This is a genomic window from Sphingobium sp. KKT206 (assembly GCF_055640555.1).
Genome location: NZ_CM145764.1, coordinates 3,035,631 through 3,051,471, shown reverse-complemented (window position 1 = coordinate 3,051,471; position 15,841 = coordinate 3,035,631). Strand labels below are relative to the sequence as shown.

Genomic DNA, 15,841 nt, shown 5'->3' with positions numbered 1-15,841 from the left:
CCTGTCTGCAAAGGGGCTATGCCGGGCATTGGCCACCGGTATCGAGCCACGCCGCTATCAGCGCGCCGAACTGCGCCTGCGCACCCGGCGCTGGCGTGCGTTCTCCGCCTGGATGCCAGGCCCAACCGACCAGTTCGTCCTGTGTCATGTGGTGAAGCAATTGCGCGCGGGTCATGTGGGCACGCGCCGGGTCCAGTATCTGTCGGCAAATCTGGCCAAGCGTCTTGCCTTGCCAGGCCATTTCAACGGGCGCGAGTTTCCATTTCGGGTTGCCCGGCACGCCGGACGGCGTGAAATTGGCGTCATGATGACATGTCGAACAGCGAAGCGTTGCTACACCGCCGCCGTCCGTCCCGCGCGTCACCAAGGGCCGATGCGGGCGCATTGCGTCCGTCTGCGTCGGCCTGTCGGTGCGGGGGTGGCAGTTCACGCAGCGGGGATGCTGGATCACCCTGCCCGCTTCGGTGAACAAAGCAACGGACCGGGCTTTGCGATCGGCTATGGTCGCAAACGCCGCCGCCGGGCGCAGGGGAGCGAAGGTAACAGGCGAAAGATCAGCAGGAAGCGATTGGCTTTCCGGCAATGATCGGGGCCACAGCGCAATCGTGCCCGTCACGATGACCGCCATCATCAGAAGCGCCAATAGCCCAACACAGCCCAACCGCCATCGCGATGTCCGCCGGCGCGTCACGACTTGCTCGCCCCGACAGCCGCCGCAGCATCGTGAATCGCGGCACGAATGCGATTATAGGTCGCGCAACGGCAAAGATTGCCGCTCACCGCGATGTCGATATCGCCATCGGTGGGAGCAGGGATGGCACGCAACATCGCGATCGCGCTCATGACCTGACCGGATTGACAAAAACCACATTGCGGCACGTCGCGGGCGACCCAGGCATCCTGTATCGCCCGCGCCTCGACGCCTTCCACCGCTTCGATCGTCACGATCTGTGCTGAGGCCACAGCCTCCAGCGGCAGGGTGCAGGATCGCATAGGTTGGCCATCGACATGCACCGTACAGACACCGCATTGCGCAATGCCGCAGCCATATTTGGTGCCTGTCAGCTTGAGCGTATCGCGCAGAACCCACAGAAGCGGAGTCTGGCCGTCATCCTCCACATCATGGACCTGGCCGTTGACCGAAAGGGAGTATGGCATCGCGCTAAGCCTTTGAAACCCGGATCATGGGAAGAGAGTAGGATGATCGATTAGACCGCAGAAGGCCGATAGCTACGCAAAACATGCCTGATCCTCCATTTGGCGTGCCATGGGCAATCTGCCGCGTAGCGCATCGATCTCTGCCTGTCGCAAACGCAGATATTCGGTTCTGATGGTCGAATAAGGATCGTCGGCTCCGTCCAGCAGTTTCCGCGTGGTCTCATCCGATTCGGCCCGTTCGTCCACCAGACGGAGGACCGTCGTTGGAATGACGAATGCCGGGTCGTTCAAGGGCTGCCCTACCGCGAAGGGCAGCACCGAAAGATCAATCAGGCGACCCGCAAGGTCGCGAAGCGTGGTCGGTCCCATCAGCGGCAAATACATATATGGTCCCGACTTTACGCCATAAAAGCCCAGGGTATAGGCAAAGCCATTATTGCGATGCGGAAGATTGAAGGGGCGGCGTTTGGCGATGTCGAAAAGCCCGGCGGCGCCGATCGTCGAATTGATCGAAAAACGCCCCAATGTCTCGACACTTTTGCCGACCTTGAATTGCAGAAGATAGTTGAGAAAAACGACCGGCTCCTGAAGATTGCCCAGAAAGTTGCGCAGACCGCTGCGAACCGGCGCAGGCACTGTGCGTTGATAGGCCAACGCGACAGGCCGCGTGACCGCGCCATCGACAGATTGGACGATCGCGAAACTTTCCGCATTCAACGCGCGCAATGGATCGATGCGCTCGGATTGCCCACGCCCGGTCACGACAATGGCGCCGTCTTCGGGCGGTTCTGTCTCGGTCGCCACCTCAGGCTCGATCGACAGGGTCTGTACGACGGCTTCCGGGGGCCGGTAGCCTTGTTCATGACCCGCGATCAAAGCATTCTCCGACGGCATGCCGACGAACGGCAAAGCCAGGATCAGGGCGGAGATGGTCATGCCTCCGTCCCTTCGACAAAGCGGTGTGGGTGGCGCGACCGACGGCGGCAGATGCGATACACGGATGCAGGGGGTAGATTGGCGAACGTATGGCCGACAAATGTGGCCTTCAGACCCAGGCGGTCGAGTACCGGGCGCGGGACCGAACAGCGCAAGCCGTAAGTGAACTGATAAAAGACGCCATCCCCATGCAGATGGGCGAACGCACCGTCCATGATGGCGAAAATCTGTCTGACGGTCATCGACAGCAAAGGCAGGCCGCTGATGACCACTCCGGCCGAGGCACCGTCGAACAACGCCACATTCCGCAGCCGGGTTGCGTCCATCCGGAGCGTCCGCGCGCGCGGGAAGTCCACGGAGAGTTTTGCAACGAAATCGGCCCCATATTCGATCAAGGCCAGCTTTTCCTGGGCAACGCCCTTGGCAACCATGGCGCGGGTGAAGGCTCCGGTTCCGGGACCAAGTTCGATGATCGGTCCTGCTGCAGGCGATATTTCAGATAGCATCAGCGCGGACAGGGCACGACCGGAAGGGGCCACCGCCGCGACCCGCAACGGCTCCGCCAGCCAGGCGCGAAAGGAATGGCAGGCTTCGGCGGTGCGGCTGGTCAAGGCAATGTCCCCCGCAGACAAAGTTGCGCGCTGAGCCATAGCCAGGCGAAACGGCATTGCGCGTGCGCGATCAGGAGCGCGCCGACGGGATCGGGCATGGCGCGCCTCAGAACCGGTAGGATAGTGCGAGGGCGGCCATCGGCTGCAGGCGGCGTCCCTCATCGGTGATCGGGCTATCGGCAATATCGCCCACAAGATAGTTGACACCCGCGCGGGCCATCACGCCAAACCGCGGGCTGAACCAATAGCCTGCGGACATGCCCCCGCCAATGTCACGGAAGCCCGCCCCGGGCCGATACAGGTCAAGCCCGCTGGCCGTCGCACCAGCGCGATCGACACCGAAATAGGTGCGCGCATAGTCCGCATTGGTCCAACTGGATTGTGCGTCCACCGAAAGGAAGAAATCGGTGGTGCGAACGGCGGCATAGCTGGCACTGGCCGTCACGATCAGCCCGTTGTGGGTATTGGACACATCATGCGCGAGCGACAGTTCGACCTGGACCGAACCCTGGCCATAGCGCTCGCCACCGAACCGATAGCCGACGAATGCGCCCGCTTCGACCGCCATGTCTATTTCCGGCAACCGGCCAACCGCGCCGTCGGCGTCGTTCCGCCCCAGCCGGGGACCGATCAGTGGTCCCGCCGAAAGGCGCGGATCGGATGCCAGATCGACACGGGCACGCAGCCCGCGAAACTCCATCGTGACGTCGCCCCAGCGCACATCTCCCAGCACGAATGGCACTGCGCGCATATCCTGCGCACCGTCAAATTCAGGCACGATGCCAGCACCGACGGCGACCATGCCATGGGGCGAGCCGTCGGTCGGCACCACTTGGGCCGACGCTGTCGGAACGGCGAGAGCCATGGTGCGAAGAAACAGGATCGGTGGAATATAGCGCATCATCGACTATCCTTGGCGAAAAGTTGGGTTTTGACCGAAGTCTGGGGTGGCCACCGAAGACATCCTGCTTTTGCAGGACTGACCTTCGGTGGCCCCGGATGCCGCATCGAGGGGGGAGGGGGAGACGGCAGCATCCGTTGGCTTTTGAGAGGCGGGATGCATCCCAACCCCTGTTCTTTCTGGTCATGTCGACCACTGGCCCAATCTCTAGATCGACCTGCGGGGCATCGGAATGCCGGAAACCGCAATAAAATTGCCTATTCGTGCAACCTGGCAGCCCACTCGGTGGCACTGCCCAGAGAATTGGGGCGGCTCGTCCTGACGGATGACATCCCCAAGGAGGTAGTCGATATCCGCCAATGCACGAGAGTTATGGTCACGCGCGAAACTATGTCGGAAATGGGTCGGTTGCCCGATCCTATGGTTGCAGCATTTGAAAGACCGCGTCTTTCGGAGGGTTGCGCGCGGCCATGATTTATAGTCGCGCCCGGTCAGGCCGCTACGGGGATCATCGCGCCTAGGCGATCAGGCTGTTCGCACTGACGGTCGGATCATGACTTTACCGCATGGAATATGGCGTCTGGTTCGCATTGACCGGGGGCATTGCTATTGACGGTTTTACCGGTTGGTTCGACACGATAATGGCGTTTTTCTTCTACCTGCCGAACCTGTTGGTTGCGGAACTGTTCATCCGGTCGTGTCGCCATGACCGCGGTGCGATGGCCAGCATGGCAACGACCGCTATATTGCTGCTCGCCAGCAGCTTCATCCTGTTGGCGACCTGGCGCTTCACCGCGCTCAATTGGGGACCGAAGATGATGATCGGCATGGGGCATTTATTTTCATGATCGAAGATGTGCCGGAAGGAGCGGCTTGCACCGATAGAAGGCGCAAAGAAGTGCGTGCGCATGATAGACCATCAGCGCAATAGAGATGGCCTTCGATAGCCCCTCCCCGATCATGGCGAAGCCGAACTCGATCGCGCAAGAGACGGAAAGCGGGAGCGGCTATCCGTCGAACCGTCGTCGCTTCCTGCTGCTTGTGTCGCTGTTTCTGATCAGTGCCTTTGCGCAGATCGATCGCGTCCTCCCTTTCATCCTGCTGGAGTCCATCAAGGCGGATCTATCGTTGAGCGACACCCAGGTCGGCTTGTTGACCGGCGTCGCATTTGCCGTCTGCTATGCCCTGTTATCCTTGCCCTTTGCCTATCTGTCGGATCGCGGGTCACCGCGCGCGATATTGGTGCTATGCACCCTCGTCTGGAGCGTCATGACGGCAATGGGCGGTCTGGCTGCAAGCTTCATGCTCCTCGCCATGACGCGCTTTGGGGTAGCGATCGGCGAAGCCGGGGCTGTGCCATCCGGCCATGCCCTGATCGCCCGCAAGGTAAGCCCGATGCATCGTGGCGTCGCGATCGGCGTCTTTTCCCTGGGCATGCCGATCGGGACGATGGCTGGCTTCGGCCTTGGTGGGGCGATCAACGATATGTTCGGCTGGCGCGCCGCGCTCATGGGCGCCGGCATGATGGGATGCCTGATCGGCATTTTCGCGCTGCTGGCCATCGGCCCGACACCGCCGCGACGACCCCAAAGAGGGGCGGACACGCAGTCCTTTGTCGGGGCAAGCATGCAATTGCTGGCGTCCCCGCCGTTTCGCTGGCTGGTCGTCGGTGCTGTGACGCTTGGCTTTGCGGCCACCCCCTTCTATGCTTTTGCAACGCCGTTCCTGATCCGCACCCATGGCTATAGCGCCAGCGAGGCCGGGCTGGCCTTCGGCGTGCTTCAGGGCATATCGGGTGTTGCCGGAACGCTGCTGGGCGGACGCGGCTTCGACCGCGTCGCCCGCCATAAATCCAGTGCCATGCTCGCTGCACCGGCCATCCTCTTCATCATCGCGGCGGTTACCACGACGATGGCATTGTTCGTCCCGGTCGGCTGGCTGTGCATCGTCCTGCTCCTGCCGGCCATGTTCGCCTTTGCTTTCACGCTGCCTTACGCCTTTGGCAGCGCGCATCTGGTGGCTGGCCGAGGCCGCGAAGCCATGGCATCCAGCCTTGGCATGATCGGTTCCAGCCTGGTCGGACCTGCCATCGGCCCATTATTGGTAGGCGTCATCAGCGACGCCGCGAGCGCCGCGCATGTCGCAAATGGCCTGGGGCTGGGCCTGTTGGTCGTGCCAGTCGCCACAGTGTTGACGGCGACAGCCTATCTGATCGCAAATCGCCGCATTCATGACTGGTTTCAGGCATCAGTCGTTCCAGAGCATCGGCGTGGTTAGCGGACAGCATCGCGTGCCGCCCGATTGAAGGTGATCGTGCGCCCCAGCAAAGGCGACCCCATATAGCCGCGCAATTCCATCTTCTCGCCGATGATCGTGACGCGGGCGGAATAGGTCCGGCCCGACGTGCCGTCATATAATGTGCCGCCCTCGAAACGCCGATTGCCGGCATTCCATTTAAGATTGTTCAGGATCGTGATCCCCTCAAGCGACCGTGCCCTCAATTTGGCATCGGGGTTGCGGACGTCGCGTTTGAATGTCTTGCCATCTGCTTCGACAGCGCGGCGGCCATAGATCAGCCGTCCCGCATAATTGCCGCCGCCCGCGTCGAACATATCGATCTTCATGCTGCCATCTTCCGCTTGCCACAACCCCTTGATCGCTGCGGGTTGGGCGACCTGTGAGAAAACGGGCGACATGGCCACCATTTGCGCGGCAAAGACCGTGACCAAGGGCATTCCGAACCTATTGAACATTGTCGTTTTCCTGTACCATAGGGATAGGGGGAATATGGCGCGACCTGGCAACGGACCCTGGGCTGTTCTCCGCCAGCGATAAGAGGCCGACATCGTCCACCGCTTCAGGCTCATAGCTGACGGACGTCAGCGCCTCGGATATGTCCCACAGATGAGCGACCGATGCCTCGTCCAAGGCCTGGGGCGGCACTTTGGCCAAAGCGGGCTGCCCGCGTGTTTCCCCCATCCTGTTCGGACCATAATAGGCACCACCCTTGGCTTGTGGGGATGTTGCCGCGAACAACAAAGGTAGAGCGCCTTGTGCGGCGGGTTGAAACAGGAATGGCAAGACCGATCGGGCGAGGCCGGGCACACTCCAGCGTCCAGGTCCATTGTGCAACAAACCGGTGCGAGATACGCCGGGGTGGGCGGCAATGCTGGTCACGTTCCAGCCATGAGTCCAACTGCGATGCTGCAACTCCAGCGCAAACATCAGGCAGGCCAGCTTGGACTGGCTGTAGGCCACCATGGGCCTATATGTCTGCTGTCCCTGCAAATTGTCGAAGTCGATCTCCCCGCTACGCGCCGCGACGCTCGATACGGAGATGATGCGTGTCGCCTGGCCCTTTCGCAACAACGGCATAAGATGTCCGGTCAGGGCGAAGTGGCCAAGATAGTTGGTGCCCATCTGCAATTCGAAGCCATCGGCGGTCACCATATGCCGAGGCGGAACCATGACGCCGGCATTGTTGACGAGCAGGTCCAGACTATCCCTTTCACGCGCAAGCCGACGACCAAAGTCCGCAATCGATGCAAGGCTTGCCAGATCCAGCCGTTCGAAGCGGATCGCTGCGTCCGGCACATGACTGGCGATCCGTTCGATCGCAGCCGCGCCCTTGGCCAGATCGCGTCCCGCGAGAATTACCTCTGCACCGGCCTTTACCAGTGCATATGCTGTTTCATATCCCAGGCCACCCGTACCGGTGACGACAGCCACCCGGCCTTGCTGCGGAGGGATGTCGGACGCTGTCCAACCTGTCATGGAGCCTGCCTTTCAAAAGGGCCGATGTCGGCATCTTGAAAAGCAGGATAGGGGACAGACCGCAAAGCTCCATGCCGGATAGAGGGGAAAACTTGCCTGATCCTAGCGCGATCCGGCGGCCAGCAACGCCTTGTAATTCAACACATCGCGCTTGGGCGCGACGCCAAATGTCCGGGCATATTCCCGACTGAATTGCGAGGCGCTCTCATATCCCACTTGATAGGCCGCTTCCGATACATTGATCGCGTCGCTGACCATCAGGCGTCTTGCTTCCAACAGGCGCAATTGCTTCTGAAACTGCACGGGCGTCATCGACGTCATCGTCTTGAAATGCTGATGGAAGGACGAGAGGCTCATCCGCGCGGCGTCCGCCAATTGTTCGACCCGCAATGTCTGGTTGAAATTCTGACGTAGCAGGTAGATTGCCCTGGCGACCCGCTCGGTATGGGTTTCGGGCAGCGCCAGCTTCGCCAGTTCGCTGCCATAGGCACCCGTCAGCAGCAAATAGCATAGCTCCCGCATGGTCGAGGGGTATAGAACGGCGGCGGCTTCAGGCGTCTGCGCCAGTCTGACGAAGCGCAGCACGCACTCGCTCAGCATCATATCGACCTTGCCCACGAAGACGCATGCGCTAGACGCACCATCGGGCCGTGGCGGTGCGGCGAGTTGCTGCATCACCTCCCGCAGCATGGCGACGTCAAGCTCGATATTGACGCCGACGAACGGGTCATCCTCGGTCGCGCCGACCATCCATCCCGTTGCGGGCAATTCAATGCTGACGACCAGACATTCCATCTGCGCATAGCGAAGCGCGGTTTCGCCAAAGAGGATTTCCTTGGTACCTTGCAGGACAACGCAAAGCGATGGCCGGTACATCCGGCGGATCGGCATGATGTCTTGAAAGGCGCGCATGATATGGACGCCATCCATAGACGTCTGAAAATGCCCCTGGCCGCCGCCCTTGGCGTCGATAAATTCGTTCACCGCTGCGAGCAGCGGGGCGGCCGCAGCCGTGGCGGCGCCGATAGATGGCGCTTCTGGATGAGGTTCCGCTACGGCCGATTTCGCCGCATTTGGAGGAAAAGGCAAGATTTTCGCGGTATCCGGCATTCTGGTCATCCTATGATCCCTGTAGCTTGACGGGGCCGCATCAAGTCAGAAACATCTAAAATTCTGGTCTGGTTGACAGTATTTCAAATTAACACGCGTAGTATAAATTTAATTTCATATTAAATTCAATGTAAATTTTACAAAATCATCTAATCTACTGGTTCTATAAAAATCAGACGTGATTAATTAATATAGTCTATCTGTAATTTATATATCTAATCACCGAAAATATCAACAACGGAGCCGAAACTACAGCAACGGATACTGTTTGGCTATTGCCGGGTCAGACACGGCAGCTCCAACGGTGGATCGCCCATCATGCCGCCCCCTGTTCGGAAACGGCGTAGTCCATCGCCCTGAGGTCGCCGAGCAGCGTCGGGCCGATCGGTTCCCACCCCAGTTGCTCACGGGTCCAGTCGCTCGACGCCGACTTGTCGAGCCCGATGAATATCGACAACCACCCAAAATGCGTCTCTGCTTCGGCGGCAGAAAGCGACACCGCCGGCAGGCCAAGCCCCGCCGCAACTGCCTCGGCGATATGCCGGAACATAACCCCTTCCTCCGCCACCGCATGGTAGCGGGCACCCATTCTGCCCGCTTCAAGAACCCGCACATACAGCCTTGCGACATCGGTGACATGCGCCGCCGACCAACAGTCGTTCCCTTTGCCGAGATAGCCAACCGATCCCGCCTTGCGTGCATGTTCGACATAGGGGGTGATCAAACCCTGTTTGACGGTGTCATGCACTTGGGGAAGCCGCACGACGCGAACGTCCACGCCCGATTGCAACAGGGCATGGCCGGCCAGTTCGCTGGCAACGCGCGGAATGGGGTAATCGGCGTTGAAAATATGCTCGACGGCGGGCCGGCCTTCGCCGACATCCCCCATTCCAGTAGCGGACGTGATGACCAACGGCCGCCGAGAGCCGCGCAGGACCGAACCCATGGCCAGAATCGCCGCGCGATCCTTCTCACAATTGGCGGCATAAGTCGTAAAATCATGGTCAAAGGCGGTATGAATCACCGCATCGACGTGATCGGCCGCTGCGCGCAGGCTGTCCAGGTCTTCGATCGTACCACGATGCACGTCCGCCCCGGCTGCGGCCAGTTTGCGCGCGCCGCTCTCGGACCGAGTCAGGCCCAGCACCTGATGCCCTGCCGATTGCAGTTCTGTGAGGATAAGCGAACCGACAAATCCGGTCGCGCCGGTCAGAAAAATACGCATGGCAGCGTCTCCATTATTGTTCGACTGCCGCTATTCCGCCACCATCAATCCTGTTAAAGTAGTGACCTTATCAGGGTATAAATTATAACAGGATGCCTATGCCTGACCAGAGCGGCAATCCCCTCGGCACATTCCTGCGCGACCGCCGGTCGAGAATGGACCCGGCTGCGTTCGGCTTTGGCGGTGGACGACGGCGGACGCCTGGACTGCGGCGCGAGGAAGTGGCGCAGCGCGCCAACATATCACCCACCTGGTACACCTGGCTTGAGCAAGGACGCGGTGGCGCACCGTCTGCCGATGTGCTCAACCGCCTTGCCGCCGGGCTTATGCTCACCGAACCGGAACGCGAGCATCTGTTCATCCTCGGCCTTGGGCGCGCACCAGTGGCGCGCTATGCCGCCTGCGACGATGTCACGCCGCGGCTTCAGCGCGTGCTTGATGCGCTGCCGCTGAGCCCCGCCATCATCAAGACGGCGACCTGGGATGTCGTCGCCTGGAACAGGGCGGCGGCGACGCTGCTGACCGACTATGCCAAGCTCCCGCGCGAAGAACGCAACGTACTGCGCCTCATCTTCACCAATCCTCGCACGCGGGCGGCGCAGGCGGACTGGTTAAATGTCGCGCGCTATGTCGTGGGCGCCTTTCGCGCCGACGCCGCGCGCGCCGGAGCAGGGGTCGAAATCCAGCAGCTGGTCGATGAATTGTCGAGCGCCAGCCCGGAATTTGCAGCATTGTGGCGCGAGAATGACGTCATAGGCCATGCTGACGGGTTCAAGCGTTTGCGCCATCCCGAACATGGTCTGATCGAACTGGAATTTTCCGTTTTTGCCGTCGATGGTCGCCCGGACCTGGGCATGCTCGTCTATAACCCCGCGTCGCGCGAATCCGCCCGCCGTGTTGAAGCGCTCATGGCTCAGGCGACAGGCTAAATTGTAGGGGCGCTGAATCGGGAGCATCCCCTGTCGGTTCGGTTTTCGTGACTATCTCCCGACCTGCCCTGAAACCATGCTGCGGCGGTAGTCTGTTCGTCCGTCACGCTTGCCTGATCCTCCGAATGTGCCGGTCGCCGTTGGCGCAAGGGCCGCGTGCCAGAATGCGCCATGGTCGCATTGGATCGTTGTGCAACTGTTATGGACAGCGGATCGACGCCGCGATCCGGCTGCTTGACGGCCAAGCCCAATGGCCAAGCGAAACACTCCGGCAATCGATGGAATTTAGGGGATAAAAATGGTGCTGCTGGGGAGGATTGAACTCCCGACCTCGTCATTACCAATGACGCGCTCTACCACTGAGCTACAGCAGCACTCTGTTTCTCATCCGCAAGCGCTCGTCGCGCTGGGAGCCGGGCCTATGGCTGCGTGCGCTGCCCTTGTCAAGGCGGGTTGCGGCGGATGATGCAATTTGCTTAGGGCGTCGGCATGGCCGAGACACAGGATGACAAAAAGGCGCGACTGGCGCAGGCGTTGCGCGACAATCTGCGCCGTCGCAAGGCGCAGGCGCGGGAGACGCCACCCGCTCCCGCGCCCGATCCCGCCAAGGATTAACCGCGCTGTAAAGGCGCGCAGGCGGCCTTGAGCCACGCCAGCGCGTCGCCCTCCAGTTGCGGCCCGACCACGTCCAGCACCTGGGCATGATAGCTGTCGATCCACGCCTGCTCTTCCGCGCTCAACATGTCGGTGGCGATCAGCGTCCGGTCGATCGGCGCGAAGGTCAGCGTTTCGAACCCCAGCATCGGCTTTTCCGCCCCCGGCACGGCGCGTTCCTCGACCAGCACCAGATTTTCGATGCGGATGCCATATGCGCCGGTCTTGTAATAGCCCGGCTCGTTGGACAGGATCATCCCCGCCTGCAACGGCTCGTCACCGCCGCCGAAGGTCGCGATCCGCTGCGGTCCTTCATGCACCGACAGGAAGCTGCCGACGCCATGGCCGGTGCCATGGGCATAATCCAGCCCCTGCGCCCACAGATATTGCCGGGCCAATATGTCGAGCTGGCCGCCGCGCGTTCCCACCGGGAACACGGCCCGCACCAGCGCGACATGGCCCTTCAACACCAGCGTAAACCGCTCCTGCATCTCGCGGGTCGGCGTGCCGATCGCCAGCGTACGGGTGACGTCGGTGGTGCCGTCGCGATATTGGCCGCCCGAATCGACCAGATAGAGCGTGCCACTCTCGATCGGGCGGTTGGTCTTGTCCTCCACCCGATAATGAACCACCGCGCCATTCGGTCCCGCGCCGCTGATCGTGTCGAACGACAGATCTTCGAGCAGGCCGGTCTCCTTGCGGAAGGCTTCCAGCCGGTCGGCGGCGGACATTTCAGTCAGGCCACCCTTGGGCGCTTCGACCGACACCCAATGGAGGAAGCGGCTGAGCGCCGCCCCATCGCGCGCCTGCGCGGCCTTGTGCCCGGCAATCTCGACGTCGTTCTTGATCGCCTTGGGCAGCACTGCCGGGTCGCGCAGCGGCAGCACGGTCGCGCCGCCCTGTTCCAGCGCGTCGAAGATCGCCGCCACCGCCCGTTCGGGGTCGGCGACCACCGTCTTTCCGGCAAAATCCTGCAGCGCGGCGGCGAAGTTCACACCATCGCTGACCCGCACGGCGTTACCCAGATGCTGGGCGACGTTCTCGTCCATCTTTTCCGGCGCGACATAGAGGTCGGCGGTCGCATCGGCATGGATGATGGCATAGGCGAGCGCTACGGGCGTGCGATCGACATCCTTGCCGCGGATGTTGAAGGCCCAGGCGATCGAATCGAGCGCGGACAGCACGGCGGCATCCGCGCCCGTCTCCACCAGCCAGTCGGCGATCGCCTGTCGTTTGTCGGCGGCGCTACGCCCGGCGAAGCGGTCCTCATGCACCACCAGCCGTGCGGCGCTGGGCGCGGGGCGGTCGGGCCAGACCGCGTCGATCGGGTTGGTGTCGACTGCGACCAAGGTCGCCCCCTTCTTCGCCAGTGCTGCGCTCGCCGCCTTCACCCAAGCGCTGGTATGCAGCCAGGGGTCATAACCGATCCGGCCGCCGCTGGGGGCATGGATGCCCAGCCAGTCGGCGATCGAGGTCTGCGGCACGCTTTCATAGGCCCAATGCGCCCCGTCCACCTGCTCGCGCACCTGCAAGGTATAGCGGCCGTCAGTGAAGATCGCCGCCTGCTCCGGCAGCACCACCGCGCTGCCCGCCGACCCCTGAAACCCCGTCAGCCAGGCGAGCCGCTGCGCATAGGCGCCGACATATTCGCTCATATGTTCATCGGTTAGCGGTACGACGAAGCCGTCGAGCGACACGCGCACCAACTGCGCGCGCAGCGCCTTCAGCCGGTCTTCATAGGTGGACATTCATGCTTCCTTGTCTATCGGCCCTTGCGCAGGCCGCAAAGGCGACAACATAAGCAGGCAAAGGCGCTTATGCCAGCGCCGCCGACCCGATCAAAACGACCCGATCATATATGGACACTGAATGACCGATCTTTCCCAGCCGCCCGTTGCCGCCCGCCGTCCGCACAGCTTCACCCATCATGGCATCACCCTGACCGATGATTATGCCTGGCTGCGCGACCCTGGCTACCCGGAGGTAACGGACAGCCAAGTGCTGGACTATCTGGCGGAAGAAAACCGTTATTTCGAAGCGGCGATGGCCCCGCACAAAGCGCTGACCGACACATTGTTCGCCGAGATGAAGGGGCGGATCAAGGAAGACGACCAGTCGGTGCCGCAGAAGGATGGCGACTATATCTATTGGCGCGCTTTCGAAATCGGCGCGCAATATCGCAAATGGTATCGCAAGCCTGTGGCGGGCGGGCCGGATCAGCTGATCCTGGACGAAACCGCGCTGGCGCAGGGGCATGACTATTTCCGGCTGGGCGCGATGTCGGTCAGCCCCGATGGCCGCTATCTCGCCTATGCGATCGACACCAACGGCTCCGAACGGTTCGAGGCGCGGATCAAGGATCTGCTGAGCGGCGAGATCCTGCCCGAAATCATCCCCGATACGTTGTCATCTTTGGTGTGGACCAGCGACAGCAAGGGGCTGCTCTACGGCATCGCCAATGATAATTGGCGCACGGACAATACGCGGCTCCACTGGCTGGGCCAGAGCGTCGCGAGCGACGTCGAACTTTTCCATGAGGATGATGAAGGCTTCCGCGTCTCCGTCGGCCTGACCTCCTCGGAAAAATGGATCGTCATCGCCACCGGCGACCATGTGACGACCGAAGCCTGGCTGATCCCCGCCGACAATCCGCTGGCCGACCCGATCCTGGTCGCGCCGCGCCAGCCGGGTCGCGAATATGATGTCGATGAGCATGAGGGCCGCCTCTATATCCGCGCCAACGATGCCCACCCCAATTTCCGGTTGGTGACGGCCTCGCTCGACGCGCCCGACCAATGGACGCAGGTGATCGCGCCCGACGATCATTTCTACCTGACCGACTTCACCCTGTTCCAGCGTTTCTACGTCACCGAGGGGCGGCAGGACGGGCTCGACCAGATCGAACTGCGCGATTACGCTACCCATACGCCAAAGCGCATCCCCTTCCCCGAAGCCAGCTATTGCGCGGGGTTGGACGATAATCCCGAATATGATGTGACGAAGCTGCGCATCGGCTATGAATCGATGGTCACGCCCGACACCATCTATGACTATCATCTCGACGACGGACGGCTCGAAGAGTTGAAGGTACAGGCCATCCCATCGGGCTATGACGCCAGTCGCTACACGACCGAACGGCTGATGATCCCGGCGCGCGACGGCACCGCGATTCCCGTGTCGATCGTCTACCCCAAGGATCTGCCCCGCGACGGCAGCGCGCCGCTGCATCTCTACGGCTATGGCGCCTATGGGCTGGCGATGGAGCCGGGCTTTTCGACTGGGCGGCTGTCGCTGCTGGATCGCGGCATGGTGTTCGCGCTCGCGCATATTCGCGGCGGCGATGACCTCGGCCAGCAATGGTATCTCGATGGCAAGCTCGACAAGCGCACCAACACCTTCACCGATTTCGTGGACGTGGCAAAGGGGCTGATCGACTTGGGCTATACGGCAGCGGGCAAGATCGGGATTTCGGGCGGGTCTGCGGGCGGGGAGCTGATGGGCGCGGTGATCAATAGCGATCCCGACCTGTGGGGCGCGGTAGTGGCGCATGTGCCCTTCGTCGATGTGCTAAACACGATGCTGGACGAAACGCTGCCGCTGACGCCGGGCGAATGGCCCGAATGGGGCAATCCGATCGCGGACAAGGCGGCGTTCGAGACGATACTGGGCTATGATCCGTATAATAATGTGACCGCACAGGCCTATCCGCCGCTGATGGTGACGGCGGGCCTCAACGATCCGCGCGTCACCTATTGGGAACCGGCCAAATGGGTGGCCAGGCTGCGCGCCAACAAGACCGACGACAATATCCTGCTGCTCAAGACCAATATGGGCGCGGGCCATGGCGGCAAGTCGGGCCGGTTCGAGAGTTTGCATGAGACGGCAGAGGAATTTGCGTTTCTGCTGTGGCAGTTGGGGTTAGCATCCTAACTCCCCTCCCTTCAGCGGAGGGGCAGGGGGGGGGGCGTGCCCCCTGTGCTGCCCGTGATTGATAGCCCCCACCCCAACCCCTCCCCTGAAGGGGAGGGGCTTTGAAACTCGGAACCCAGACCATGCCATCATCCTACAGCTGCCAGATCACCGCCACCCCCGACGACATCGACATCCTCGGCCATGTGAACAATGCGGTCTGGGTCCAGTGGATGGAGCGGGTGTCGGTCGACCATTGGAACCGCGACGCCGACCCGGCGCATGTCGATGCTTATATCTGGGTCGTGACCCGGCATGAGATCGACTATCGCGGCAATGTGACGGCGGGCGAAAGCGTCACCGCGAGCACCTGGATCCCAGAGGCACCCCGCGGCGCGCGGTTCGACCGGATGATGGAATTTGTGGGGGCCGACGGCAAGGTGAAGGTGGCGGCCAAATCCACTTGGGCGATCATCGACAAAGCCACCGGCCGCATCCTGCGCGTGCCGCCGGAGGTGGCGGCGAACTTCGTGGATTGAGGCCGTGACGCACGAGGCATAGAACTGTTCCCCGGCGGAGGCCGGGGCCCAGGGCGACTTGGCACCGCGCCTGGGGCTTCTGGACTCCGGCCTAC

General features: G+C 61.8%; 16 protein-coding genes and 1 tRNA gene. 6 read left to right on the top strand and 11 right to left on the bottom strand.

Annotated features, from left to right (window positions below; all coding sequences use genetic code 11):
- Positions 1 to 16: 16 nt before the first annotated feature.
- From ACZ2HM_RS14815 to ACZ2HM_RS14795, 5 genes are all read right to left on the bottom strand, one after another.
- A complete protein-coding gene (locus ACZ2HM_RS14815; protein ID WP_202807687.1) occupies positions 17 to 631 on the bottom strand; it encodes an Isoquinoline 1-oxidoreductase subunit in 615 nt (204 codons plus the stop codon).
- A 56-nt stretch (positions 632 to 687) separates the two neighbouring features.
- Entirely contained in the window at positions 688 to 1,158 is a 471-nt protein-coding gene (locus ACZ2HM_RS14810; protein WP_037479840.1) for a (2Fe-2S)-binding protein, read from the bottom strand.
- A gap of 72 nt (positions 1,159 to 1,230) precedes the next feature.
- On the bottom strand, positions 1,231 to 2,094 hold the full coding sequence (locus ACZ2HM_RS14805; protein WP_052027813.1) for an MlaA family lipoprotein: 864 nt from the start codon (positions 2,092 to 2,094) through the stop codon (positions 1,231 to 1,233).
- Complete coding sequence (locus ACZ2HM_RS14800) at positions 2,091 to 2,705, bottom strand: class I SAM-dependent methyltransferase (RefSeq protein ID WP_470425556.1); 615 nt, start codon at positions 2,703 to 2,705, stop codon at positions 2,091 to 2,093. Before ACZ2HM_RS14800 ends, ACZ2HM_RS14805 begins: the two co-directional genes overlap by 4 nt.
- Positions 2,706 to 2,811: 106 nt before the next feature.
- A complete protein-coding gene (locus tag ACZ2HM_RS14795) occupies positions 2,812 to 3,609 on the bottom strand; it encodes a MipA/OmpV family protein (protein WP_470425555.1) in 798 nt (265 codons plus the stop codon).
- Positions 3,610 to 4,172: 563 nt separating this feature from the next.
- Between ACZ2HM_RS14795 and ACZ2HM_RS14790 the strand changes: the two genes are divergently transcribed.
- Together ACZ2HM_RS14790 and ACZ2HM_RS14785 are read left to right on the top strand one after the other, a co-directional pair.
- Positions 4,173 to 4,454 (top strand): hypothetical protein, encoded by a 282-nt coding sequence (locus ACZ2HM_RS14790; protein ID WP_052027812.1) that lies wholly within the window; start codon positions 4,173 to 4,175, stop codon positions 4,452 to 4,454.
- 85 nt (positions 4,455 to 4,539) lie between these two features.
- A complete protein-coding gene (locus ACZ2HM_RS14785; RefSeq protein WP_470425554.1) occupies positions 4,540 to 5,883 on the top strand; it encodes a spinster family MFS transporter in 1,344 nt (447 codons plus the stop codon).
- On the opposite strand, the gene ACZ2HM_RS14780 is transcribed toward ACZ2HM_RS14785, so the two are convergent.
- From ACZ2HM_RS14780 to ACZ2HM_RS14765, 4 genes are all read right to left on the bottom strand, one after another.
- A complete protein-coding gene (locus ACZ2HM_RS14780) occupies positions 5,880 to 6,359 on the bottom strand; it encodes a DUF2147 domain-containing protein (RefSeq protein ID WP_037473133.1) in 480 nt (159 codons plus the stop codon). The genes ACZ2HM_RS14785 and ACZ2HM_RS14780 overlap by 4 nt on opposite strands.
- Complete coding sequence (locus ACZ2HM_RS14775; protein WP_076605455.1) at positions 6,349 to 7,380, bottom strand: SDR family oxidoreductase; 1,032 nt, start codon at positions 7,378 to 7,380, stop codon at positions 6,349 to 6,351. Before ACZ2HM_RS14775 ends, ACZ2HM_RS14780 begins: the two co-directional genes overlap by 11 nt.
- Positions 7,381 to 7,482: 102 nt before the next feature.
- Positions 7,483 to 8,499, bottom strand: a complete 1,017-nt coding sequence (locus tag ACZ2HM_RS14770) for an AraC family transcriptional regulator (RefSeq protein WP_237748769.1) — start codon at positions 8,497 to 8,499, stop codon at positions 7,483 to 7,485.
- Between the two features lie 307 nt (positions 8,500 to 8,806).
- Positions 8,807 to 9,715, bottom strand: a complete 909-nt coding sequence (locus ACZ2HM_RS14765) for an SDR family oxidoreductase (protein WP_470425553.1) — start codon at positions 9,713 to 9,715, stop codon at positions 8,807 to 8,809.
- A 98-nt stretch (positions 9,716 to 9,813) separates the two neighbouring features.
- Here ACZ2HM_RS14765 and ACZ2HM_RS14760 point away from each other — a divergent pair, with 98 nt between their 5' ends.
- On the top strand, positions 9,814 to 10,644 hold the full coding sequence (locus ACZ2HM_RS14760; protein ID WP_037473128.1) for a helix-turn-helix transcriptional regulator: 831 nt from the start codon (positions 9,814 to 9,816) through the stop codon (positions 10,642 to 10,644).
- Positions 10,645 to 10,943: 299 nt separating this feature from the next.
- Here the strand turns inward: ACZ2HM_RS14760 and ACZ2HM_RS14755 are convergent.
- Positions 10,944 to 11,018 (bottom strand) — tRNA-Thr (locus tag ACZ2HM_RS14755).
- A 115-nt stretch (positions 11,019 to 11,133) separates the two neighbouring features.
- Between ACZ2HM_RS14755 and ACZ2HM_RS14750 the strand changes: the two genes are divergently transcribed.
- On the top strand, positions 11,134 to 11,259 hold the full coding sequence (locus ACZ2HM_RS14750) for a hypothetical protein (RefSeq protein ID WP_257785054.1): 126 nt from the start codon (positions 11,134 to 11,136) through the stop codon (positions 11,257 to 11,259).
- Here ACZ2HM_RS14750 and ACZ2HM_RS14745 read toward each other — a convergent pair.
- Positions 11,256 to 13,046 carry an aminopeptidase P family protein gene (locus ACZ2HM_RS14745; RefSeq protein WP_470425552.1) on the bottom strand — a complete coding sequence of 597 codons (1,791 nt, stop codon included), beginning with the start codon at positions 13,044 to 13,046 and terminating at the stop codon, positions 11,256 to 11,258. The two genes, ACZ2HM_RS14750 and ACZ2HM_RS14745, sit on opposite strands and share 4 nt — an antisense overlap.
- A gap of 121 nt (positions 13,047 to 13,167) precedes the next feature.
- Here ACZ2HM_RS14745 and ACZ2HM_RS14740 point away from each other — a divergent pair, with 121 nt between their 5' ends.
- A complete protein-coding gene (locus ACZ2HM_RS14740; protein ID WP_470425551.1) occupies positions 13,168 to 15,228 on the top strand; it encodes a S9 family peptidase in 2,061 nt (686 codons plus the stop codon).
- Positions 15,229 to 15,350: 122 nt separating this feature from the next.
- The gene (locus ACZ2HM_RS14735) at positions 15,351 to 15,746 is read left to right on the top strand and encodes an acyl-CoA thioesterase (protein WP_470426864.1); all 396 of its coding nucleotides are present in this window, start codon (positions 15,351 to 15,353) and stop codon (positions 15,744 to 15,746) included.
- Positions 15,747 to 15,841 lie beyond the last annotated feature (95 nt).